The organism is Roseomonas sp. AR75, assembly GCF_005222815.1.
In the GTDB taxonomy this organism is placed as follows: domain Bacteria; phylum Pseudomonadota; class Alphaproteobacteria; order Acetobacterales; family Acetobacteraceae; genus Falsiroseomonas.
The window spans coordinates 908,508-931,242 of the sequence record NZ_STGB01000001.1 but is presented as its reverse complement, the minus strand read 5'-3'; the positions used below and the strand labels follow the sequence as shown (position 1 = coordinate 931,242).

Genomic DNA, 22,735 nt, shown 5'->3' with positions numbered 1-22,735 from the left:
GGCTCAGGCCTTCGGATTGCCGAACTTGGCGGTGAGGAAGGCGAGGATGTCCGCCACGCAGCGATCCGCCATCATGTCCGCGATGTTGTGCGGCATGTGCGGGTATTCGATCATCGTCACGTCGGGAATGCGGGCGCGCATCGTGTCGTAGCTGTTGGCGGTGCCCACCGTCTCGCCGCCGGGATAGATCACCAGCGTCGGCGCCTTGATGCGCGGCAGGTCGGCGCTCCACTCCTGCGTCGCCATGTAGCCGATGAAGCGCGCGACATAGGCCGGGTCGTTCTCCGCCGTCTGCTTCAGGAACCACTGCACCATGCCGGGGTCGGTGCTGGCGAGGTCGAAGCGCATGGCGATGGTGCGCGTCAGGAACGGCGTCAGGCCCTCCTTCTCGATCAGCGGCAGCCAGTCCAGCGCGCTCGGGTCGAGGCCCGGGGTGGAGCCGACCACGGCAAGGCCCAGCACGCGCTCCGGCCGCGTGATCGCCAGGCGCTGCGCAAGGTAGCCGCCGGCCGAATTGGCGACGATATGCGCCTGCTTCGCGCCGACCGTGTCCATCAGCTCCTCGACATCCTTGACGAAGCGCTCCATCGAAAGCGTCGCGTCCGACTTCGGGACCTCGGAGCGGCCATGCCCGCGCAGGTCCATCCGCACCACGCGGAAGTGCCGCGCGAGGCCCGGGATCCAGGAATAGAAGCGCTGCGAATTGCCCATGGCAGAATGCAGCAGCACCAGCGTGGGCGGGCTGGTCCAGGGATCGGTGAAGTCGTCCACGTAGTAGGCGATGCGCAGCCCGTCGCTGGCGGTGAAGCTCAGGCCTTCGGTCATGCTCGGGCGGTCTCCGTTGTTCAGGCGATCAGGGCGATGTTGGACTCGGCCGGTGCGAGGCGCGAAGCCTCGGCTTCGGCGATCAGGGCGGCGATGCGCGCATGGGTCGGCGCGGGCAGGCCGAGCCGCGCGGCTTCCTGCGCCACATAGCCGTTGAAGAAGGCGACTTCGGTCGGGCGGCCCTTGGTCAGGTCCTGCAGGGTGCCGGACATGCCGCCCTCCGCCATGCTCGCGGCCTGCTTCGCCATCGCCGCCTTCGCCGCCGCCGTGGCCTCGGCATCGCCTTTGGCGGCGCGGCGCCAGGTCTCCGGCGGCTCGCCGAACAGGCGTTCCAGGCGGAAGCCCAGCGCCTCGCCCAGCGCGAGCACCTCGGCACCCAGCCCGATCGCAACGCGCTGCGTGTCGTCCCGCGAATAGACCTGCTTGAGCGACAGCCCCGTCAGGCCGGAGAGGCCGGTCGTCATCGTGTTCTGCGACAGCTTGGACCAGCGCTCGGTCCAGAGGTCGGCGGTGACCATCGTGGTGTCTGCCGCGCCGAGCAGCGCGGCGATGCGCTCGGCGCGCGGCGTGCGGCGGCCATGCATCTCGCCGATCTTGAACACCGCGCCGCCGGCAGCGCCGCGCCTGCGGCTGCGCCGCACCACGCCGGGCGCGACCAGCGCCACGTCCAGCCCGCTGCCGATCGCGCCGAGCACGCGGCCATGGCCCAGCGCGTGGGCGACGCGTTCCTCGACCAGCGCGTTCTGCAGTGTCAGCACGGGCACATGCGGCGGCAGCCAGGTGGCGAGCAGCGCCGCCGCCCAATCCGTGTCGTAGAGCTTCACCGTGAGGAAGGCGACCTCCGGCGCGAAGCGCCGCAGCAGATGCGCCTCGTTCAGGTGGTGCGCTTGCGGGCGGCTGCGCTGCTCGCCTTCCGGCGTGGCCAGCAGCAGGCCGTCCTCCCGGATGGCCGCGACATTGTCGGGCCAGCCGTCGAGGATCAGCACGTCGTGTCCCGCCGCGGCGAGGCTGCCGCCGACGAAGCCGCCGACGGCGCCGCCGCCGAGCAGCGCGACGCGCGACGGCGCTTCCGTCACGACGGGCTGATGCCGGCCCGGCGGACGATATCCGCGAACCGCTCCTTGTCCTGCGCGATGCGCTGCGCGAAGGCGTCGGGGCCGAGCTTGCCCGGCGTCACGCCCTGGTCGGCGAAGCGCTGTGCAAAGGCCGGCGCATCCAGGATCGGCCGCACCGCATTCGCCACCTTGTCCACGATCGGGCGCGGCAGGCCCTTCGGCCCGACCAGCCCCCACCAGGCGCCCATGTCGAAGCCCGCGTACCCGCTTTCGGCGACGGTCGGGATGTTCGGCGCCAGCGCGATCCGCTCGGCGCTGGAGACGGCGAGCCCGCGCAACGCGCCGGACTGGATATGCGGCCAGGTCGGCGCGACGGAGATGAAGGAGACCTGCACGCGCCCAGCCGTCAGGTCCACCATCGCATCCGCGTCGCCGCGATAGGGCACGTGGTTCATCTCGATCCCAGCGACCGCCATGAACAGGCTGGACGTGAGGTGCGGCCCCGCGCCGACGCCGGATGAGGCGAAGCTGAGCTGCCCAGGCCGGGCCTTCGCCAGCGCGACCAGCTCCGCCACGTTGCGCGCCGGCACGCTGTTGTGGACGACGAGGAAATAGGGCGCGGAGGCGCAGAGCGCGATCGGCGTGAAATCCGCCACGGGATCGAAGCCGACATCCTTGCGCACCGCCGGCGCCAGCACCTGGGCGCTCGACATCATGTAGAGGATCTCGCCATCCGGTGCGGCGCGCTTGGCGGCATCTGCTGCAATCGTGCCGGCGGCGCCGGTGCGGTTCTCCACCGTCACGGGCACCTTCAGCGTCTCCGACAGCGGCTGCGCGACGGCGCGGGCGACAAGGTCGTTGGCGCCGCCGGCGGGATAGCCGACGAGGATGCGGATCGGCCGTGTTGGCCAATCCGACTGCGCCTGTGCGCGACCCGCGAGGGACGTCGCGCCGAGCGCAAGCAGGGCCGTGCGGCGCGTCAGGCCGCGAGGCAGGCAGGCGGGCGTGTTCGGCATGAAGCTGTCTCCCTGGAGATGTTTCGGCGCTGCGGCGCCAAGTGGACCGTGTCTGCGGCTCCCCTGCCGGTGCGTCGCGCTCTTTCACTGGCGCGATACGTAATATATTAATCGAGCATGGCAGTGTCTCCGCAGCAGCGCAAGGCGACTCCGTTCGCGGGCGGCTTTCCGAGCCGGCAGGAAGCGGTTGCCGCCGCCCTGCGGGCAGGCATCCTGCGCGGGCGCGTGGCCGCCGGAGCGCGGCTCGACATCGAGGAGATCGCGGCCCAGCACGGCGTCAGCCGCACGCCGGTGCGCGACGCGCTGAAGCAGCTCGAGGCCGAGGGGCTGGTGCGCGTGCTGCCCTATCGCGGCGTCGAGGTCACGCGGCTCTCGGCCGACGATTTCCGCGAACTCTTCGCCATCCGCATCGCCCTGGAGCGCCTGGCCGTGGGCGAGGCGGCGCAGCGCATCTCTGACATGGAACTCGGCCGGCTGCGCAGGATCCTGCAGCGCATGGACCGCGCCCGCGGGCGCGACGCGGGCTGGATGGCGCTGAACACCGCCTTCCACGACGGTGTGCATGCGGCCTCTCGCTGGCCGCGTCTCGTGGAGCTGATCCGCGTGCAGCGGACCAATGTGGAGCGCTACGTGCGGGCTTTCGCCACCGAGCTCGGCATCGCCGTGCAGCAGGCGGATCACTGGGACCTGGTGACGGCGCTGACGAGCCGGGACGCCGCCGCGGCCCAGGCGGTGATCGAACGGCACCTGGCGCGGACCGCGGACGTGCTGGGGCGGCTTGCGGGGCAAGCGCGGGAACAAGCCTGAACCGGCGGTGAGGCGAGGCGTTGGTGCGGCTCAGGGTGGGCTTGCCCGTCCGCCCGGAGCTATCCGCAACGCCAGCCAAAGGAGTGCCGACGCGATGGGCCTGTTCTCGAAAAAGATCAATACGCTTGACGATCTCTTCGTCCATACGCTGCAGGACATCTACTATGCCGAGCAGCAGATCGCGAAGAACCTGCCGACCATGATCCGCAAGGCTTCCGATCCCATGCTGAAGCAGGGCCTGGAGCACCATCTGAGCGAGACGCAGAACCACATCACGCGGCTGGAGCAGGTGTTCCGCATGCACGACCAGCCGGTCAAGGGCACCACCTGCGCCGCCATGGACGGCATCCTCGAGGAGGCGAAGGACATCCTCGGCGTCGCCAACGACAACGAGGTGACAGATGCCGCGATCATCTCTTCCGCACAGGCGGTGGAGCACTACGAGATCACGCGCTACGGCACGCTGATCGCCTTCGCCAAGCAGCTCGGGCGGAACGATTGCGCCTCCGTGCTGCAACAGAACCTGGACGAGGAATACGCCGCCGACCGCAAGCTGAGCGAGGTGGCGGAGGCGCGCGTCAACCGCAAGGCGGCCTGAGCCTGCACGGCGCCGGCATGCGCCAGCGCCGATGGTTCACCCCGCGAGTTCGCGCCGCACGATCGCCGCGCCTTCGGCCAGCGCCCGAAGCTTGCCGAAGGCGCGATCGCGCGGCAGGTATTTCATGCCGCAATCCGGTGCCGCGACGAGCCGTTCCGCCGCCACGTGGCGCAGCCCGTCGCGCAGCCGCGTCGCGACCGTCTCGGCGCTCTCCACCTCGGCAGAACCGAGGTCGAGCACCCCGAGCATGATCGTCTTTGTCGAGAGATCCCGCAGCATGCCGAGGTCGAGCTTCGGCTGCGCCGCCTCGATGGAGATCTGGGTGGCGCTGCTGTCGGCAAGCTGCGGCAGGAAGGAGTAGCCTGAGGGCTTCTCGCTCACCACCGCGGCGTAGCCGAAGCACAGATGCACGATGGTCGGGCCGCCGACACCTTCCAGTGCACGGTTGATCGCCTTGACGCCATAGCGCTTCGCCTGCTCCGGCTTCGCCTGCAGCCACGGCTCGTCTAGCTGGATCACGTCCACGCCCGCCGCCTTCAGGTCACGGGCTTCCTCGGCGACCACCTCGGCATAGGCCATGGCAAGGGCTTCCTCGTCGCCGTAATGCTCGTCCTTCGCCTGCATCGACAGCGTGAAGGGGCCGGGCAGGGTGATCTTCGTGGTACGGTCGGTGTTCGCGCAGAGGAACTGCACGTCCCGCACCTCCACGGGATGGCGCCGGCGGAGCACCCCCACCACGCGAGGCACGGGCGTCGGCTTGCCCATGCGGCCGACCACGACCGCGGGCGCGTCCACGTCCACGCCATCCAGCGCCAGGGCGAAGCGGTTGGAGTAGCTTTCGCGCCGCATCTCGCCATCGGTGATGATGTCGATCCCCGCGCGCTCCATGTCGCGGATGGCGATGATCGTCGCGTCGTCCTGCGCCTGCTCCAGCGCATCCTCGGGCACGCGCCAGATCTCCTTCAGGCGCACGCGCGGCACGACGTTGTTCTTGCGCAGCACCGACTGGTCCACCAACCAGGCCGGCTGAGGATAGCTGCCGACGACGGTGGTGGGCAGAAGGGGAAGTCGCGTCATGTCGTCTCCTCGCACGCCGGCGCGGCCGGAGGATGGGACGGGCCGCCTGGCCGCACAAGGGCGCTGCCCGCCATTGACCGGCGCAGCCTGTGGCACGCAGGCTTGCGGCGCGCTAGAAAGCGGCGGGGCGGCCCGCTAGGCGCCGCCGCAGGAGGAAGCCGTGCAGGACCTGAACGCCGAGAACGTCACCGATGCCGTCATCGCCCAGATGGCGACGACGCCCGACCCTCGCCTGCGGGAGATCATGGAGGCGGCGGTGCGCCACCTGCACGCATTCGCGCGCGAGGTGAACCTCACCCCCGAGGAATGGCTCAAGGGCATCGCCTTCCTCACCGCCGTCGGCCAGATGTGCACGCCGATACGGCAGGAATTCATCCTGCTGTCCGACACGCTGGGCCTGTCGCGCCTGGTGAACGTGATGCATGACTCGCAGGGGCGCGAAGCCGCGGGCACCGAGACCAGCCTGCTCGGCCCATTCTTCCGCGAACAGGCACCGGAGATTGCGCTTGGCGGCAGCATCGCGCAGCGCTCCCAGGGGCCGGAGATCATGCTCTACGGCCAGGTCACGGACTCCGCGGGGAAGGGCATCGGCGGGGCCTGGGTCGATGTGTGGCAGACCGATGCGGAGGGGATGTACGACCTGCAGGCGCATGACCCCGAGGTGATGGAGATGCGGGGCCGGCTGCGCTGCGATGCGGAGGGGCGTTTTCATTTCCGCACGCTGAAACCGCTCGGCTACTCCATCCCGATGGATGGGCCGGTCGGCGAGCTGGTGCGCAAGCAGGGCCGGCATGGCTTCCGGCCCGCCCATATCCACATCCTCGTCGCCGCGCCGGGCTACCGGGAGCTGGTGACGGCGCTGTATTTCGGCGACGACAAGCATGTGGACAGCGACACGGTCTTCGGCGTCTCCAAGTCGCTCGTGGTGACCGACCGCACGGATCTGCCGGATGCCCCGGTGCCGAGGATGCCGAGCGTGCGCTATGACTTCACGCTCTCGCGCGAGACGGATGGCAGCGGCGGGCGGGTCGGATCAGATCCATCCAAGCTTGTGCCTGCCGGCTGAAGCGCCGCGCGCCGATCAGGGAGGAGAGAATCAATGGACCGCATGACACGCCGGGGCTTGGGCCGGCTTTCCGCAGCCGCCGCTGCTGCTGCTGCTGGCGCAAGGCCTGCCGCGGCGCAGGCGCCTTCGGGGCCGCCGCTGCGCATCGGCTATTCCATGTCGCTGACCGGCGGCCTGGCCGGAAACGGGCGGCCGGCGCTCGTCACCCATCAGATCTGGGCGCAGGACGTGAACAGCCGCGGCGGACTGCTCGGCCGACCCGTGGAACTGGTCCACTACGACGACCAGAGCAACGGCGCCCAGGTGCCGGGCATCTACACCAAGCTGATCGACGTGGATAAGGTCGATCTCGTCGTATCGGGCTACGCGACGGCGATCATCGCGCCGGCGATGCCGGTGGTGATGCAGCGGAACATGGTGTTCGTCACGCTGCTCGGCACCGGCGTGAACCACGAGTTCCGCTACGACAAGCACTTCAACATCTGCCCCGTGGGCTCCAACATCAAGGAGACCTTCGCGAAGGGCTACATGGACATCGCCATGGCGATGGACCCGAAGCCGCGCAGCATCGCCATCGCCGCGCTGGATGCGGACTTCTCCCAGCGATCGGTGGAAAGCGCGCGTTTCCTGGCGCGGCAGCTCGGCCTGCGCATCGTCTACGACCGGTCATACCCGCCGGGCACGGTGGATTTCTCGCCGATCATCCGCGGCATCCAGGCGGCGCGGCCGGACCTGATCTACATCAGCTCCTATCCGCCGGATTCCGTCGGCCTGCTGCGCGCGGCGAGCGAGGCGCGGCTCTCCGCGCGCATGTTCGGCGGCGCGATGATCGGGCCGCAGATCGCGGCGCTGAAGGCGCAGCTCGGCCCGATCCTGAACAACATGGTCAACTGGGACGTTTATGCGCCGGAGCCGACCATGCAGTTCCCCGGCGTGGACGCGCTGCTGACGCGCTATCGGGCCGTGGCGGAGCGCGAGAATGTGGACCGCCTCGGCCTCTATGTGCCGCCGCTGGCCTATTCGCAGATGCAGGTGCTGGAACAGGCGGTGCGGCGAGTCGGGCGGATCGACCAGGCTGCACTGGCGGCGGACATGCATGCGAACCAGTTCGATACGGTGATCGGCCCGCTGCGCTTCGACCAGCTTGGCGAATGGACCGAGGAGCGGAACCTCTACGTGCAGTTCCAGGGGGTGACGGACGGCAACCTCCAGCGCTTCGCGCAGCCGGGCACGCAGGTGATCCTCTATCCGCCGCGCTACCGCTCCGGCCAGCTCCGCACGCCCTACGGCGCCGGGAACACCTGATCGCCGGCGCGCACATCCCGGTATGGATCCCGAGCTCGCGCTGCTGCTGAACGCGGTGGTCTCGGGACTCCTGCTCGGCAGCCTCTACGCTGCCGCGGCGGTGGGTCTCGCGGTCTCCTTCGGCATGCTGGACATCGTCAACATCGCGCACCCCGCGCTGATGGTGCTGGGCGCCTTCGCCGTGGTCGTGCTGACCGGCATGACGGGGCTGGACCCGCTGCTGGCGGCGCTGTTGCTGGCGCCGGCCTTCTGGCTGCTGGGTGCCGGCATCTACACCGCCTATCACCGCTTCTTCGAACGGCGCGGCGACGAGGCGTTGCAGGGCCTGGCGTTCTTCTTCGGCCTGATGTTCATCATCGAGGTCGGCCTGGTGATGAGCTTCGGCGCGGACCAGCGCTTCGTCGAGCCGCCCTATGCCTATGTCACCTGGTTCCTGGGCGAGATCGACCTGCCGCTGCGGATGCTGGTGCCGGCCGTTGCGGCACTGGCGGCGATCGGGGCGCTGCTGCTGTTCCTGCGCTACAGCTTCACCGGCCGCGCGATCGCCGCCGTGGCGCAGGACCCGGAGGCGCTGCGATTGCTGGCGATCGACCCCGTGCGCATCAAGCGGCTGGCCTTCGGCATCTCCGTCGCGTTCGCCGGGCTGGCAGGGGGCGCGCTTGTGGTGGTGCAGCCGATCGATCCCTGGGCCGGCCATGTGTTCATCGGGCGCGTCTTCGCCATCGTCATCATGGGCGGCATGGCGAGCATCGCCGGCTGCGTGCTCGCGGCGCTTGCCTTCGGCGTCGCGGAGAACGTGACGGCGGCGCTGTACGGCCCTTCCTGGTCGCCGGCTGTCGCCTTCGGCGCGCTGCTGCTGGTGCTCGCCTTCCGCCCGCAAGGCCTGTTCGGGAAGGCGACATGAGCCGGCGGACTGCGGCGGATCTGGGCCTGCCGCGCGCCGGCGGCAATCATCTCGGCTTCTGGGCCGGGGCGCTGCTACTCTCGGCCGCGCTTGTCGTGGGGTTGCGGCTGGTCGGCAACGAATACGCCTGGTTCGCCGGCTACTTCATCCTGCAATACGTCGTGCTGGCGACCGCCTGGAACATCCTCGGCGGCTATGCGGGCTATGTGAATTTCGGCGCGGCCGGTTTCATGGCGGTGGGCGCCTACACCACGGTCGCGCTGCGGAAGGCCTTCGGGCTCGACCTGTTGCCCTGCATCGTCGCTGCCGCCGGGATCGGCGCGCTGGTGGGGCTGGGCACGGGCTACCTGACGCTGCGGCTGCGCGGCGTGTATTTCGCCATTGCCACGCTGAGCCTGGCAGTACTGCTGCACACCGTCGTCGTGAACTGGAGCTATGTGGGCGGCTCCCGGGGCGCCTATGTGGTGCGGCCGCAATCCATCCCGCCCTTCGCCAGCTACGGCGAATTCCTGTTCGTCGTCATGCTGGCACTGTCGGTGATGGCGGTCGGTGTCGCCCGCTGGATCGAACTCTCCCGTGTAGGCCGGGGGCTCGCTGCGCTGCGCGACGACGAGCGCGCCGCGGAGGCCGCGGGCGTGCCCACCTTGCGGCTGAAGCTGATCGCAACGACGCTCAGCGCGGCGCTCATGGCGGTGGCCGGCGCACCGCTGCCCTACTACGCCGGCTACCTCAACCCGGAATCGGCCTTCGGCCTTGCCTATTCGGTGAACGCCATCGCCATGCCACTGATCGGCGGCGCCGGCACCTGGCTGGGACCGGTGATCGGGGCGGTGTTGCTGGCGTCCCTGCAACAGGCGGCGACGGTGACGATCTCCTCCGCGGCCAACCTGATGATCGTCGGCGTGGTGCTGGTGGTCTTTGTCGTCGCCGCGCCGCGCGGCATCCTCGGCCTGTTCGGCAAGGGCGGACACCGGTGAGCGCCGTGCTGCTGAAAGCCGAGCGCGTCGGCAAGCGCTTCGGCGGCTTCGTCGCCTTGCAGGATGTGGACCTGGAGGTCCGCGTGGGAGAGCGCCTGGGGCTGATCGGGCCGAACGGGTCGGGCAAGAGCACCTTCGTCAATTGCCTGGGCGGCGCCTTTCCCTCGCATGACGGCAGCTTCGTCTTCGATGGCCGCAGGCTGGCGCGCCTGACGCCGCATGAGCGCGGGCATCTGGGCCTGGCGCGTACCTTCCAGTTGCCGCGACCGTTCCACAGCATGAGCGTGCTGGAGAATGTCAGCGTGCCACTGCTGTTCGGCCCGGACCGACCGAAGACGCACACCGCCGTGCAGGCGCGGGCGCTGGAATGCCTCGAAGCGGTGGAACTCGCCGGCAAGGCGCGGCTGCGGCCGCGCGAGCTGACGCAGGTGGATCAGCGCCGCCTGGAACTCGCCCGCGCCATCGCGCTGCGTCCGCGCCTGCTGGTGGCGGATGAGGCAATGGCGGGGCTTTCGCATGCCGAGGTGGACCAGATCCTCGCCCTGCTGTTCCGCCTGAACAGGCTCGGCACGACGGTGATCATGATCGAGCACGTCATGCGCGCCGTGACGGAGTTCTCCGAGCGCCTGGTGGTCTTTGTCGCCGGCCGCAAGATCGCCGATGGCGCGCCGCGCGCCGTGCTCGCGCTGCCGGAGGTCGAGGAGGCCTATCTTGGTCGGTAGCGCCAGCCTGGAGATCAGCGGGCTGCACGCCGGCTACGGCGCGGTGCGCGTGCTGGAGGATGTCTCCGTCCGCGTGGACACCAACGAGACGGTGGCGCTGCTCGGCACCAACGGCAATGGCAAGTCCACGCTGATGCGGTGCGTGATGGGGCTGCTGCGGCCGGCGCAGGGCAGTATCCGTGCCTCGCTCGACGGGCGCGACATCGATCTCGTCGGCCTGTCGCCCGAGCAGATCGTGGAACTCGGCATCGTGCTGGTGCCGGAAGGCCGGCGCCTGTTTCCGCGGCTCAGCGTCGAGGAGAACCTGCTGCTCGGCGCCTGGCGCGCCGCCGCGCGGCCTGAGCGGCACCGCAGCCTCGACTTCTGCTACGACTGCTTCCCGCGCCTGAAGGAGCGCCGTCGCCAGGCCGTGGGCAGCATGAGCGGCGGAGAACAGCAGATGGTGGCGCTGGGCCGCGCCATCATGGCCGCGCCGCGCATCCTGCTGGTGGACGAGCCGTCGGTGGGGCTGGCGCCGGTGCTGGTCGCGCGCACCATGGAGAAGATCGCGGAGTTGCAGAAGCGGCTCGGCCTGACCGTGCTCATGGCGGAGCAGAACTTCCAGCAGGCGGTGCGCATCGCCGACCGCGGCTATGTCATCGTGCATGGCCGCATCGAGTTCGCGGGCGCCTCAGCGGCCGAACTGAACGACAATCAGCTCGTTCGGAAATTCTATCTCGGGGTCTGAGGCCACATGGCGACAAGTCTCCATGGCTGGCGGATTGCAGTCATCGGCGTCGGTCGGATGGGCACGCCGATGGCTCGGCGGCTGATCGAGGCAGGGGCGGCGGTGACCCTGTGCGACCGCGATCCCGCTCGCCTTGCATCGCTGCTCGCGCTCGGCGCGACAGCGGCGGAGACACCCGGGGCAGCGGCGCGGCAGGCAATGATCAGCATCTCCGCCGTGCCGGACGACGCGGCGCTTGAAGCCGTCATCGCAGGACCGGACGGCGTTGCACAGGCCGCGCATCCGGGGCTGCTGCATCTGGACACCAGCACGGTGTCGCCCGCCGTCTCCGCGCGCGTGGCACAGTCGCTGGCGCCACGCGGCGCAGGCTACCTGCGCTGCCCGGTCTCCGGCAGTACGGAGACGGCAGCGGCCGGTCAACTCGCCTTCTTCGTCTCCGGCCCGCGGGCAGCGCTGGATCGCGCGGCGCCCGTGCTCGATGTCCTCGGCAGCAAGCGCCTGCATCTCGGCGAGGCCGAGGAGGCGCGGGTGGTGAAGCTGCTGGTCAACATGGTGGTGGCCGCCATGCCCGCGCTGCTGGGCGAGGCGATTGCCTTCGGCACCACGCTCGGCCTGCCGCGCGCCACCGTGGTGGACGCGCTGGCGCAGAGCGTCGTGGCCTCGCCGCTGCTGGCCTACAAAGCGGAGGCGCTGAAGGCGCGGGACTGGACGCCGGCGGCTTCGGTGGACCTGCTCGGGAAGGATCTGGACCTGGCGCTCGCTGTTGCGCGGGAGGCCGGGCTCACCGCACCGCTCAGCGCGATGGTCCGCGCCGGCTACGCGGCGCTGCAGGACCGGGGAGAAGGCAACGCGGATTTCTTCCGTCTCAGCGATGGAAACGGCTGACAGCGCGCCGCGTCCGTATCCCCTGGCCATGTAGAAAACTTTCTTATATTACGCGCCATTGCCCCGCTGCTTCCCGGAGGGCGTCCGTGTCTTTGGCCCGTGCGGCATGCTCACATTGTCAGTATCGGGAAGGAGATGTCTGTTTGAAGCCATAACGATTGCTTGCGCCGCCTGGACCCCCGATGGTCGGTCCACTGGGCGGCCGGGCGGACCTGCCCGGCATGTCCACGCAACACGATACATGCGGGTGGTGGCACGTCATGCCGGACATTGGCGATGAACTCGACAACGTGCTGGATGGCGGCGCGGATGCCGATACGCTGATCGGTCTCGGTGGCAACGACCGGCTGTCCGGCTTCGGCGGCAATGACAGCATCGAGGCCGGCGAGGGCAACGATGTCGGCAGCGGTGGATCGGGCGCCGACACGATCGATGGTGGACACGGCGCGGATACGCTGGAAGGCGGCACCGAGGACGACGTCATCATCGGCGGCAGCGGCCATGACACCCTCATGGGCAATGCCGGCGCCGATACGCTGCAGGGTGGCGCGGACAATGACCGGCTGACCGACTTCGAGCAGGCCAACGCCATGTTCGGCGAGGATGGCGCCGACAGCCTGACGGGCGTCGGCCTGCTCGACGGCGGCGCTGGCGACGATGTGCTGCGCTATGTCGCAGGGCCCGGCACCACCGTGCAGGGCGGCGCCGGCGACGACCACATCGCGCGCTACTCCGGCACGGCCGGCGGCGTGGTGCTGGATGGCGGCGACGACAACGACACCGTGATCGGCACGGCGGGCGCGGAGACGCTGTTCGGCGGCGCGGGCGCCGACACGCTGGATGCAGCGAATGGCAGCGACAGCCTCGGCGGCGGATCTGGCGCCGACACGCTCTCGGGCGGCGTCGGCAACGACACGCTCGACGGCGGCGACGACGCGGACACGCTGAGCGGCGGCACGGAGAACGACAGCCTGGATGGCGGCGCCGGTTCCGACACGCTCAGCGGCGGCGCGGGCCATGACAGCCTGGACGGCAACAGCGGCACCGATGTCGCCATGTTCTCCGGCAACCTGGCGGACTATGCGATCACGGTGGACACGCTGGCGGGCACCGTGACCATCGAGGACCTGCGCCCCGCTTCCCCGGATGGCACGGACATCCTTCGCAACGTGGAGGTTGCGAGCTTCGCGGATGACGACGTCATCCTCGCTCCCGGTGGTGGCGTCACTCTGATCGGCGGCGATGGACCCGATACGCTGGAAGGCGGGCCGGCCGAGGACAGCATCTCGGGCTTCCTCGGCGCGGACAGCCTTTCCGGTCTCAGCGGGCCGGACACGCTGCTCGGCGGCAGCGACGGCGACACGCTGCTGGGCGGCACTGGGTCCGACCTTCTGCTCGGCGAAGGCGCGCCGGACCTGCTGGTGGGCGGCAACGGACGCGACACGCTGGTCGGCGACGATGGCGCGGACACGCTGCTGGGCGAGATCGGCGCGGATTCGCTCGTCGGCGGCATCGGCACCGACATCTTGGAGGACCGGTCAGGCGCCAACACGATGGATGGCGGCATTGGCGCCGACACGCTTTACGGAATCGGCCTGCTGATGGGTGGCGAGGGCGAGGACGTCATCCGGTATCTCGGTTCCGGCGCGACGACCGTGGATGGCGGCGCCGGCCGCGACTACATCTCGCGTGACACCGTGACGGGTGGCGGCGCCCTGCTGGATGGCGGCGCTGACGATGACACGATCTTCGGCACCAGCTTCGCCGAGACGCTGCGCGGCGGCACCGGGAACGACACGCTTGATGCCGGCCGCGACCACGACGTCATGGAAGGCGGCGCCGGCAACGACACGATGGATGCCGGGTTCGGCGACGACACGATCGATGGCGGCGAGGGCGACGACGTCGTCGTCTTCGGCAGCGACATCGGCAACTACACGATCCTGCTGCGCAGCACCGACGAGGATGGTGGGCGGAGCCTGGCCGTCTTCGACAACCGCGATTCCAGCCCCGATGGCGTGGACTTCCTCGACCGCGTGGAGGCGCTGGTCTTCGGCGGCAAGACCTACTTCGTCGCCGACATGAGCTTCGATGGCTACCTCCTGATCGGCACGCCGGACCGTGACCTGATCGAAGGCACGCCGTTCTACGACTGGATCCTCGGGCGCGCCGGCGACGACACGCTCCGTGGCCTGGAGGGCAACGATCGGCTGGAAGGCGAGACGGGGAACGACAGCCTGGACGCGGCGGGCGGCCGCGACCTGCTGAACGGCGGGGACGGGAACGATACCGCCGATGCGGGCAGCGCGGACGACACGCTGCTCGGCGGCGATGGCGACGACCTGCTGCGCGGCGGCACCGAGAATGACCGGCTGCTCGGCGGCGCGGGCACTGACACGATGGAGGGCGGGGACGGGGCGGACACCCTCTTCGACGACGAGGGCTGGAACAGCTTCCACGGCGAGGGCGGCGCCGACACGCTGAGCGGCCTCGGCCTGCTCGACGGTGGCGATGGCAACGACGTGCTGCACTACATCGCTTCCGGCACGACGACCGTGCTCGGCGGCGCCGGCAATGATCGCATGCTGCGGCTGTCCGGCAACCTGAACGGCACCGTGCTGGACGGCGGGGCTGACGATGACAGCATCGCTGGAACCCGCTTCGCCGATGTGCTGTTCGGCGGCACGGGCGCGGATTCGCTGGATGCGGCGGACGGGGCCGACAGCATTGATGGCGGCGAGGGCGCAGACACGATCGAAGGCGGCGGCGGCGCGGACACCATCGACGGCGGCGCCGGCGACGACCGGGCGCTGCTCACCGGCAGGCTCGAGCGCTACACCATCGCGCGCGATGGCGGCGACTATCTGGTGCTGGACAACCGCTTCCTCTCGCCGGATGGCGACGACCGGCTGCGCGGCGTCGAGACGCTGGTCTTCGCCGATGACGTGCTGTTCGTGCCGACCCCCAGCAATGCGGGTGCGCTGGTGATCGGCGGACCGGACGCGGACACGCTGTACGGCACGACACTCGGCGACCTGGTGGAGGGGCGCGAGGGCGCGGATGTGCTGTTCGGCCTGGCGGGCCACGACCGCCTGCTTGGCCAGGACGGCGCGGACAGCATCGACGCGGGCGATGGCAACGATTCCGTGAATGGCGGTATCGCGGCGGACACGCTGGATGGCGGCGCCGGCGACGACATCATGGATGGCGGCGACGAGAACGACCTGCTGTTCGGCGGCACGCAGAACGACACCATGTTCGGCGGCCTCGGCGCGGACACGCTGCAGGGCGGCAACGGCGCCGACTCCATCGAGGATTCGAACGGCGTGAATGCGGCGTACGGCGAAGCAGGGGCCGATACGCTCACCGGCACGGGCGTGCTGGATGGCGGCGCGGATGACGACGTGATCCGCTACGTCGCCGGCGCGGCCACGGTGCAGGGTGGCGAGGGGAACGACCTGATCTCCCGCCTCTCCGGCAGTGCTGCCGGCGCTTTCCTCGATGGCGGCATCGGGGACGACACGGTCATCGGGTGGATCCAGGCGGAGACGCTGCTCGGCGGCGAAGGCGCGGACACGCTCTATGGCGGCGACGGCAATGACAGCCTGGAAGGCGGCGAGGGTGCGGATACGCTGACCGGATGGGGCGGCTTCGACACGCTCCGCGGTGGCGCCGGCGAGGACATCGCGGTGTTCCGTGGCAGCCGCGCCTTCTACACCGTGGTCGGCGACCAGACCGGCATGACCATCTACGACAACGTGGAAGGCACGCCGGACAAGACGGATGTGCTCTACGACATCGAGATCGTCATCTTCAACGACGAGGTCGTGCAGGTCTCGGATGGGTTCAGCGGCGTGTTGCTGGAAGGCACGCCAGGCGACGACGCCACGCTGATCGGCACGATCCTGAACGACACCATCCTGGGTCTCGCAGGTGCCGATACGATCATCGCCCTGGCCGGCGCCGATTCCATCGATGCAGGCGAGGGTGCCGACAGCATCAGCGCTGGGCATGGCGCGGACACGGTCGATGGCGGTGCCGGCGCCGATACGATCTCCGGCGGCACCGGCGCCGACAGCCTGTTCGGTGGCGCGGATGCGGATCGGCTGGAGGGCGGCCAGGATGCCGACACGCTGGATGGCGGCGCCGGGGCGGACAGCATGGCCGGTGGCGCGGGCGACGATCTCTATCTGGTCGACAGCCTCTCCGATCAGATCGTGGAGTACGGCCAGGAAGGCACCGACACCGTCCGCACGGCGGTGACCTGGACGCTGGCGGCCGAGGTCGAGAATCTCGAACTGGTCGGCGCGGAGGCTGTCGGCGGCATCGGCAATGGCCTCGCGAACCTGATGGTCGGCAATGGCGCCGCGAACCGCCTGCGCGGCCTTGGCGGCCTGGACACGCTGCAGGGCGGCGAGGGCGACGACACGCTGGACGGCGGCAGCGGCGCGGACCGCATGGAAGGCGGGAACGGCAACGACGTCTATGCCGTGGACAACATCGCCGACGTCGTCGTGGAGGCGCCGGATGGCGGCGTGGATCTGGTCGGCGCGGTCATCAACTGGACGCTTGGCGCCTGGGTGGAGAACCTCACACTCGGCGGCCTGGCGAGCATCGGCACCGGGAACAGCCTCGACAACCGGATGATCGGCAACGCGCATGACAACCTGCTTTCCGGCGAGGCCGGCGCCGACACGCTGGATGGAGGGATCGGCGCGGACACGCTGGATGGCGGCATCGGCGTGGACCGCCTGATCGGCGGCGAAGGCAACGACGTCTTCCTGGTCACCCTCGGCGACATCATCGTCGAGGCCATCGATGGTGGCGTGGACACCGTGCTGTCCGACATGACCTGGGCACTGCGCCCGACGCTGGAGCGCCTTGTGCTGACCGGCACGGAGGCCGTGAACGGCAACGGGAACCTGCTCGACAACCTGATGCAGGGCAACGGCGCGGCGAACCGACTGTTCGGCTTTGCCGGCGCGGATACCCTCCAGGGGGGCGATGGCAACGACACGCTGGAAGGCGGCACCGGGGCGGACCTGTTGCAGGGCGGCGCCGGCAACGACAACTACGCCGTGGACGATGCCGGTGATGTGATCCAGGAGGATGCGGGGGGCGGGCTGGATGCCGTCGTCGCCACGATCGGCTGGACGCTGGGCGACCATCTGGAATGGCTGCTGCTGAGCGGCACGGCGGCGATCGATGGCACTGGCAACGCGCTCGACAACCGCATCGTCGGCAATCGCGGCGCCAACGTGCTGGACGGGGCGGATGGCGCCGACACGCTGGATGGCGGCATCGGTGCCGACACGCTTCAGGGCGGCGCCGGCGACGACGTCTATCTGGTGAACAGCGCCAGCGATGTCGTGATCGAGGCGGTGGATGCCGGGATCGACGTCGTGCGGTCGAGCGTGAGCCTCAGCCTGGCCGCCAATGTCGAGAACCTGGTCCTGATGGGCGACGCCGCGCTGAACGGCACCGGCAATGCGCTGGGCAACGCGATCAGCGGCACGACGCAGGCGAACCTGCTGAACGGGCTCGACGGCAACGACGTGCTGAGTGGGCTGAACGGCGCGGACACGCTGCGGGGCGGGGAAGGGCGCGACCGCCTGCTGGGCGGTGAAGGCACCGACCTGCTCGTCGGCGGTGCGCTGAACGACACACTGACCGGCGGCGCCGGTGCGGACCAGTTCCGCTTCGATGGGCTGCTGGAGGGCGGTGACCGCATCACCGACTTCGCGCCGGGCGAGGACCTGATCGTGATCTCGGCGTCGGGCTTCGGCGGGCTGCTGCCCGCCGGTGTGCTGGCGGCGGCGAGCTTCGCAGCCGATGCGCCGAACGCCGCCGCGGCGCAGTTCGTCTATGTCGCGCCGACCGGCCTGCTTGCCTTCGACGCCGACGGCACGGGCGCGGAAGCAGCGGTGGTGGTGGCGACGCTCGACACCAAGCCCGCGCTGACGGCGGCCGACATCCTGCTCATCGCGTGAGCGGCGCCGGGCGCGCCGCGACGTCGCGCAGGAAGGCTAGAAGCTCCGCCGTGCAGCGTTCCGGCTCCGCGTCGGTGATGTTGTGGCGCATGCCCGGCATCACCACGAAGCGGTGGTCGGGCACGCCGCGCAGCCTGGCGTAGTCTTCCGGCGACTGCTCAGGATCCGCGCCGGGGACGACGAAGAGGCAGGGACAGGCGATGCCCGGCAGCAGGGGAGCCAGGTCCACCCCCGCCAGCATGCGCAGCAGCCGGCCGACGAAGCGCCCATCGTTGCGTGCGGCGTCTGCGATGAACCAGTCGAGCAGGGCGGGATCGGCGTCGTCGCCGAAGCGGTGATGGATCGTCTCGGAGAGCACCTTGCCGACGCCCTCGGCCGCCAGCCGCTCCGTCCAGGCGAGGTAGCGTTCGTGCCCGGCGGCGCCGACCAACCCAGGCAGCGCGGCGAAGCTGGCGAGGGTGGCAACGCGCTCGGGCCCTGTCGCGGCGGCATGGAGCCCGATGATCCCGCCGGTGGAGGATCCGGCGAGATGCACGCGCGCGAGGCCCAGATGGTCCAGCAGTTCAACCACATCCTGTGTCAGCCGCTCGATCGAGAGCTGCGCGTCGGGTCCCGGCAATCCGGAAGCGCCATGGCCGCGCATGTCCCATCGCACCACGCGATAGGCGCCGGCGAGCGCGGGAACCCAGCGCCGGAAGCGATTGCGCGAGCCCATATTGGCATGCAGTAGCAGGATGGTTTCGGGATCGCGCCAGGGCGGCGTGAAGTCGTCGATCACGTAGCGCAATGCGATGCCGTCACTGCTGCGCAGCCAGCCTTCCTCGTGCTCGGCGCGCGTCGGTTGGTGCCGCATGGCCATGCTCCCCGCTCGATCCTTCGCGATTGACGCTTGGGTCAACACATTCCTACCATCACGCGGCAGGACCGAGGGAGGCAGCCATGCTCGCAACCCGGATATCGCGTCGCGCGCTGCTCGGCAGCGCCGCCGCTACGCTCGCCGCGCCGCCGCTCGTGGCGCAGACGCCGGAGACGCTGACGGTCAATGCTTATGGCGGCGAGTTCGAGGAGGTCTTCATGACCACGGTCGTGAAGCCCTTCGAGCAGAAGTTCAGCGTGCGTGTCGTCTACGATTCCGCCGGCACCGCATCCGAGGATTATGCGCGCATCCGCGCCTCCCGCGGCGCGCCCGGCTTCGACGTGGCGGCGGAGCTGACGCCGCCGGAGATCATCCTGGGCGCACGGGAGCGGCTGCTGGAGCCGCTGACCGAGCGCGAGGTGCCGAACATCCGCCACGTCTGGGCAAAGAGCCGGCAGATCGTGCCGAACACCGGCATCATGAACTACTACCAGTATCTCGCGCTGATCTGGAACACCGGCAAGCTCGGCAAGCCGGACAGCTGGGACGACTATTGGACGCCCGGCCGGAAATACGGCGAGCAGGTGCGCGGCCATGTCATCAACTTCAACCCGGGCAATTTGCTCTCGATCTACGCGCTCATCATGGCCGCGAAGCTCGGCGGCGGCGGGCTCGACAACATGGAGCCGGCCTGGGAAAGGCTGCGCGCCCAGAAGCCCTGGGTCGGCACGGTGGTGACGACCTCGGCCCAGGCGGCGCCGTATTTCGAGAATGGCCAGGTCTGGATCGCGCCCTATTGGAGCGCGCGCAGCGTCTACTACCGCGATGCTGGCCACCCGATCGACCTGACGATCCCGAAGGAAGGCACGATCGGCCTCGGCGTCGGCTCCGCCGTGCCGGTCGGCGCGCGCAACAAGCGGCTGGCCTATGAGTTCCTGAACTTCCGGCTGGAGCCGGAGGTCCAGCGCGCCTTCTGCCTCGGCTACAAATGCGGTCCCGGCCGGCCCGACATCACCGGTTGGCCAGCCGGTTTCGCCGAGGCGCAGATCACCACGGAAGCGCAGATGGCCGCGGTGGATTTCCCGGACAGCGAGGTGATCGCGCGCCGGCGCCGCGAATGGACGCTGAAGTGGCAGGAGATCATGGGCGCCGGCTGAGCGGGTGGGATCTTCGCTGCGCGGCCGCCTCGCCACCGCGTTGATGGTGGCGGGGCCGGCCTTCTTCCTGATCGTCTTCTTCGCGGTGCCCACGGGCTACCTGTTCTCCTCCTCCGTGCTGATCGCGGAGGGGATGTTCCCGCAGGAAGAGCCGACGCTGGACAATTTCCGGCTGCTGCTGTCCAGCGCGCTCTACCGGGGCGTGATCCTGCGCAGCTTCGTGGTCGGGCTCGGCGTGGGGACGCTGGTGGTGCTGCTGTCCTATCCGCTGGCGTATTTCCTGGTGCGGACATCCTCGCGCTGGAAGGGCGTGCTGATCGCGCTCTCGCTCTCGCCGCTGCTCGCCTCGGTGATCGTAAGGACCTATGGCTGGTACGTGATCCTTAACCAGGACGGCGCGCTGAATAATGCGCTTCTCGCCATCGGCGTCATCGAGCAGCCGCTGCGCCTGCTGCCCTCCACGCCGGCCATCATCGTGGGTCTCGCGCATGCGCTGATGCCCTATGGCGTGCTGTCCATCATGAGCGCGTTGAACGCGGTGAACCCGGCGCTCGAAAGGGCGGCGATGAGCCTCGGGGCGACGCGCACGCGCACCTTCCTGACCGTCACCCTGCCGCTGACCTGGCCCGGCGTGGCGGGCGGCTTCATCCTCGCCTTCTCGATCTCCATCGGCGCCTATGCGACGCCCGCGATCCTCGGCGGCCCGGCGCAGGAGACGATGGCGACGATGATCCGCAACTTCATGCTGGCGCTGCTGGATTGGGGCCTCGGCTCTGCAATGGGCGTGATCCTGCTGGCCAGCTCGCTGCTGCTTCTGGTGATCGCGCAGCTTCTGGGCGGGCGGCGCAGCGCGGCGCCGACATGACGCGGCGCGACCTGCCCTGGTGGTTGTTGCGCCTGACGGTGCTGGTCATCTTCCTCTTCATCCTCGGGCCGATCCTGATCACCGCGGCGGTGTCCTTCAACGGCAGTCCGCGCTCGGTCTTCCCGCCGCAGGGATTCGGCCTGCGCTGGTGGGGCGAGGCCTTCGACGCACGCTGGATGACGCCGATCCTGTTCTCGCTGCGCCTGGCGGTGGTGACGGCCATCGTCTGTGCCGCCATCGGCACGCCGCTGGCCTTCGCGCTGGTGCGGCGGCAATTCCCTGGCAAGCCCGTATTGCAGATGCTGGTGCTCGGTCCGCTGGTGCTGCCGACCTTGGTCACGGGGATCGCGCTGCTGCAGTTCCTGAGCGCGATCGGTCTCAACAGCCTCATCGGATTCTGGGGGCTGCTGATCGGGCATGTGGTGATCTCCTTGCCCTTCGTCGTGCGCACCGTCGCGATCTCGCTGCAGGGCATGCCGCCCAGCCTGGAATCCGCAGCGGCCAGCCTTGGCGCGCGGCCGATGCGCGTGCTGCGGGAGGTGACACTGCCGGTGATCAGCGGCGGCGTCTTCGCCGGCAGCGCCTTCGCCTTTGTGCATTCCTTCACGGACGTGAACCTCTCGCTGTTCCTGGCGAGCCCGGGGGAGCGGCCGGTGACGGTCGCGATCCTCGCCTTCCTGGAATTCGGCTTCGCCCCCACCCTCGCGGCGGTCTCCATGCTCAGCCTCGTCATCCCGCTCGCCGTCATTGCGCTGCTGGAGCGCTTCGTGCCGATCGGCGAGTTCCTCTACGCGGACGCAGGCTCGCGCCGTGGATGAGCGCCCCGCCCTGCGGCTGACCGGCGTCGAGCGGCGCTTCGGCAGTCATCTCGCCGTCGCCGGGCTTGACCTCGATGTGGCGGAGGGCGAGTTCGTCACGCTGCTCGGGCCCTCCGGCTGCGGCAAGACGACGACGCTCAACATGATCGCAGGCTTCATCGAACCGACCGCTGGCCGCATCGAGATCGGCGGCGAGCGGATGGATGGGCTGCCGCCCTTCCGCCGTGACCTCGGCGTGGTGTTCCAGGACTACGCGCTGTTTCCGCACATGACGGTGGCGGAGAACGTGGCCTTCGGCCTGCGCATGCGCGGCCTGGGGCGGGATGAGGCGGCGCGGCGCGTGGCGGATGCGCTGGCGATGGTGAAGCTCTCCGGCCTCGATGCGCGGCGGCCGCTGCAGCTTTCCGGCGGGCAGCGGCAGCGTGTGGCGCTGGCGCGCGCCCTGGTGATCCGCCCGCGCATGCTGCTGCTGGACGAGCCGCTCTCGAACCTCGACCTGAAGCTGCGCGAGGAGATGCGCATCGAGATTTCCGCCTTGCAGAAGCAGTTGGGCATCGCGACCATCTTCGTCACGCATGACCAGGGCGAGGCGCTGGCCATGTCGGACCGCATCGCCGTGATGCGCGCCGGGCTGGTGGAGCAGATCGGACCGCCCGTCGAAATCTATCGCCATCCGCGCACGCGCTTCGTCGCGGAGTTCATCGGCGCGATCACGCTGATCGAGGGCCAGGTGCGGGGCATGGAGGACGGCATGCTGCGCGTCGGCACCGCGGCGGGCGACCTGCTCGCAGAGTCCGATCCGCCGCCTCCGCCCGGAACGCGGGTGACGCTGGCGATCCGGCCGGAGCGGATCGCGCTTTCCTCCGCACCGCCGCCACCGGCGCCCGGCAGGGCTACGCTGGAAGGGACGGTGGCGACCGCCGTCTATGTCGGATCGCGCACTGAACTGCGGGTGACGGTTGCCGGCGGCTCGCCCGTCGTGGCGGAGACGATGGACACACCCGGCAGCCGGCTGGCGCGGATCGGTGCGTCCGTCTGGATGACGGTCCGCGCCGAGGATTGTCGCGCGCTGCCGGAATAGGCGC

The 22,735-nt window shown here is 69.6% G+C and carries 19 protein-coding genes; 14 read left to right on the top strand and 5 right to left on the bottom strand.

The window, feature by feature from the left end; genetic code table 11:
• Positions 1–3: 3 nt before the first annotated feature.
• The 3 genes from E4T13_RS04310 to E4T13_RS04300 are packed head-to-tail and all read right to left on the bottom strand — an operon-like array spanning position 4 to position 2,896.
• On the bottom strand, positions 4–825 hold the full coding sequence (locus E4T13_RS04310; protein WP_137176979.1) for an alpha/beta fold hydrolase: 822 nt from the start codon (positions 823–825) through the stop codon (positions 4–6).
• Positions 826–845: 20 nt separating this feature from the next.
• Positions 846–1,901, bottom strand: coding sequence for a ketopantoate reductase family protein (locus E4T13_RS04305; protein WP_137176978.1), 1,056 nt, complete (start codon positions 1,899–1,901; stop codon positions 846–848).
• Positions 1,898–2,896 carry a tripartite tricarboxylate transporter substrate binding protein gene (locus tag E4T13_RS04300; protein WP_137176977.1) on the bottom strand — a complete coding sequence of 333 codons (999 nt, stop codon included), beginning with the start codon at positions 2,894–2,896 and terminating at the stop codon, positions 1,898–1,900. Before E4T13_RS04300 ends, E4T13_RS04305 begins: the two co-directional genes overlap by 4 nt.
• A 117-nt stretch (positions 2,897–3,013) precedes the next feature.
• On the opposite strand from E4T13_RS04300, the gene E4T13_RS04295 reads away from it, so the two are divergent.
• Together E4T13_RS04295 and E4T13_RS04290 are read left to right on the top strand one after the other, a co-directional pair.
• Positions 3,014–3,703: a GntR family transcriptional regulator gene (locus E4T13_RS04295; protein WP_137176976.1), complete on the top strand. Its 690-nt coding sequence runs from the start codon at positions 3,014–3,016 to the stop codon at positions 3,701–3,703.
• A gap of 94 nt (positions 3,704–3,797) precedes the next feature.
• Positions 3,798–4,301: a ferritin-like domain-containing protein gene (locus tag E4T13_RS04290; protein ID WP_137176975.1), complete on the top strand. Its 504-nt coding sequence runs from the start codon at positions 3,798–3,800 to the stop codon at positions 4,299–4,301.
• Positions 4,302–4,337: 36 nt separating this feature from the next.
• On the opposite strand, the gene E4T13_RS04285 is transcribed toward E4T13_RS04290, so the two are convergent.
• Positions 4,338–5,378 (bottom strand): uroporphyrinogen decarboxylase family protein, encoded by a 1,041-nt coding sequence (locus tag E4T13_RS04285; RefSeq protein WP_137176974.1) that lies wholly within the window; start codon positions 5,376–5,378, stop codon positions 4,338–4,340.
• A gap of 160 nt (positions 5,379–5,538) precedes the next feature.
• Between E4T13_RS04285 and E4T13_RS04280 the strand changes: the two genes are divergently transcribed.
• The 8 genes from E4T13_RS04280 to E4T13_RS04245 all read left to right on the top strand — a co-directional run bounded on the left by E4T13_RS04280 (position 5,539) and on the right by E4T13_RS04245 (position 17,954).
• Positions 5,539–6,444, top strand: coding sequence for a dioxygenase (locus E4T13_RS04280; RefSeq protein WP_137176973.1), 906 nt, complete (start codon positions 5,539–5,541; stop codon positions 6,442–6,444).
• 33 nt (positions 6,445–6,477) lie between these two features.
• Positions 6,478–7,749: an amino acid ABC transporter substrate-binding protein gene (locus tag E4T13_RS04275; RefSeq protein ID WP_137176972.1), complete on the top strand. Its 1,272-nt coding sequence runs from the start codon at positions 6,478–6,480 to the stop codon at positions 7,747–7,749.
• Positions 7,750–7,771: 22 nt separating this feature from the next.
• Positions 7,772–8,653, top strand: coding sequence for a branched-chain amino acid ABC transporter permease (locus E4T13_RS04270; protein WP_137176971.1), 882 nt, complete (start codon positions 7,772–7,774; stop codon positions 8,651–8,653).
• The gene (locus E4T13_RS04265; RefSeq protein WP_137176970.1) at positions 8,650–9,630 is read left to right on the top strand and encodes a branched-chain amino acid ABC transporter permease; all 981 of its coding nucleotides are present in this window, start codon (positions 8,650–8,652) and stop codon (positions 9,628–9,630) included. The genes E4T13_RS04270 and E4T13_RS04265 overlap by 4 nt, the downstream gene beginning before the upstream one ends.
• Positions 9,627–10,352 carry an ABC transporter ATP-binding protein gene (locus E4T13_RS04260; RefSeq protein WP_137176969.1) on the top strand — a complete coding sequence of 242 codons (726 nt, stop codon included), beginning with the start codon at positions 9,627–9,629 and terminating at the stop codon, positions 10,350–10,352. Before E4T13_RS04265 ends, E4T13_RS04260 begins: the two co-directional genes overlap by 4 nt.
• Positions 10,342–11,079, top strand: coding sequence for an ABC transporter ATP-binding protein (locus E4T13_RS04255; RefSeq protein ID WP_240790981.1), 738 nt, complete (start codon positions 10,342–10,344; stop codon positions 11,077–11,079). Before E4T13_RS04260 ends, E4T13_RS04255 begins: the two co-directional genes overlap by 11 nt.
• A gap of 6 nt (positions 11,080–11,085) precedes the next feature.
• Positions 11,086–11,964: an NAD(P)-dependent oxidoreductase gene (locus E4T13_RS04250; RefSeq protein ID WP_137176967.1), complete on the top strand. Its 879-nt coding sequence runs from the start codon at positions 11,086–11,088 to the stop codon at positions 11,962–11,964.
• A gap of 260 nt (positions 11,965–12,224) precedes the next feature.
• Positions 12,225–17,954, top strand: a complete 5,730-nt coding sequence (locus tag E4T13_RS04245; protein ID WP_170984790.1) for a calcium-binding protein — start codon at positions 12,225–12,227, stop codon at positions 17,952–17,954.
• On the opposite strand, the gene E4T13_RS04240 is transcribed toward E4T13_RS04245, so the two are convergent.
• Positions 17,944–18,807 (bottom strand): alpha/beta fold hydrolase, encoded by an 864-nt coding sequence (locus E4T13_RS04240; protein ID WP_170984789.1) that lies wholly within the window; start codon positions 18,805–18,807, stop codon positions 17,944–17,946. The two genes, E4T13_RS04245 and E4T13_RS04240, sit on opposite strands and share 11 nt — an antisense overlap.
• A gap of 86 nt (positions 18,808–18,893) precedes the next feature.
• On the opposite strand from E4T13_RS04240, the gene E4T13_RS04235 reads away from it, so the two are divergent.
• The 4 genes from E4T13_RS04235 to E4T13_RS04220 are packed head-to-tail and all read left to right on the top strand — an operon-like array spanning position 18,894 to position 22,731.
• A complete protein-coding gene (locus E4T13_RS04235; RefSeq protein WP_170984788.1) occupies positions 18,894–19,967 on the top strand; it encodes an extracellular solute-binding protein in 1,074 nt (357 codons plus the stop codon).
• Between the two features lie 4 nt (positions 19,968–19,971).
• Complete coding sequence (locus E4T13_RS04230; RefSeq protein WP_137176963.1) at positions 19,972–20,832, top strand: ABC transporter permease; 861 nt, start codon at positions 19,972–19,974, stop codon at positions 20,830–20,832.
• Positions 20,829–21,650 (top strand): ABC transporter permease, encoded by an 822-nt coding sequence (locus E4T13_RS04225; protein ID WP_137176962.1) that lies wholly within the window; start codon positions 20,829–20,831, stop codon positions 21,648–21,650. Before E4T13_RS04230 ends, E4T13_RS04225 begins: the two co-directional genes overlap by 4 nt.
• A complete protein-coding gene (locus E4T13_RS04220; protein WP_137176961.1) occupies positions 21,643–22,731 on the top strand; it encodes an ABC transporter ATP-binding protein in 1,089 nt (362 codons plus the stop codon). The genes E4T13_RS04225 and E4T13_RS04220 overlap by 8 nt, the downstream gene beginning before the upstream one ends.
• The last annotated feature ends 4 nt before the right edge of the window (positions 22,732–22,735 follow it).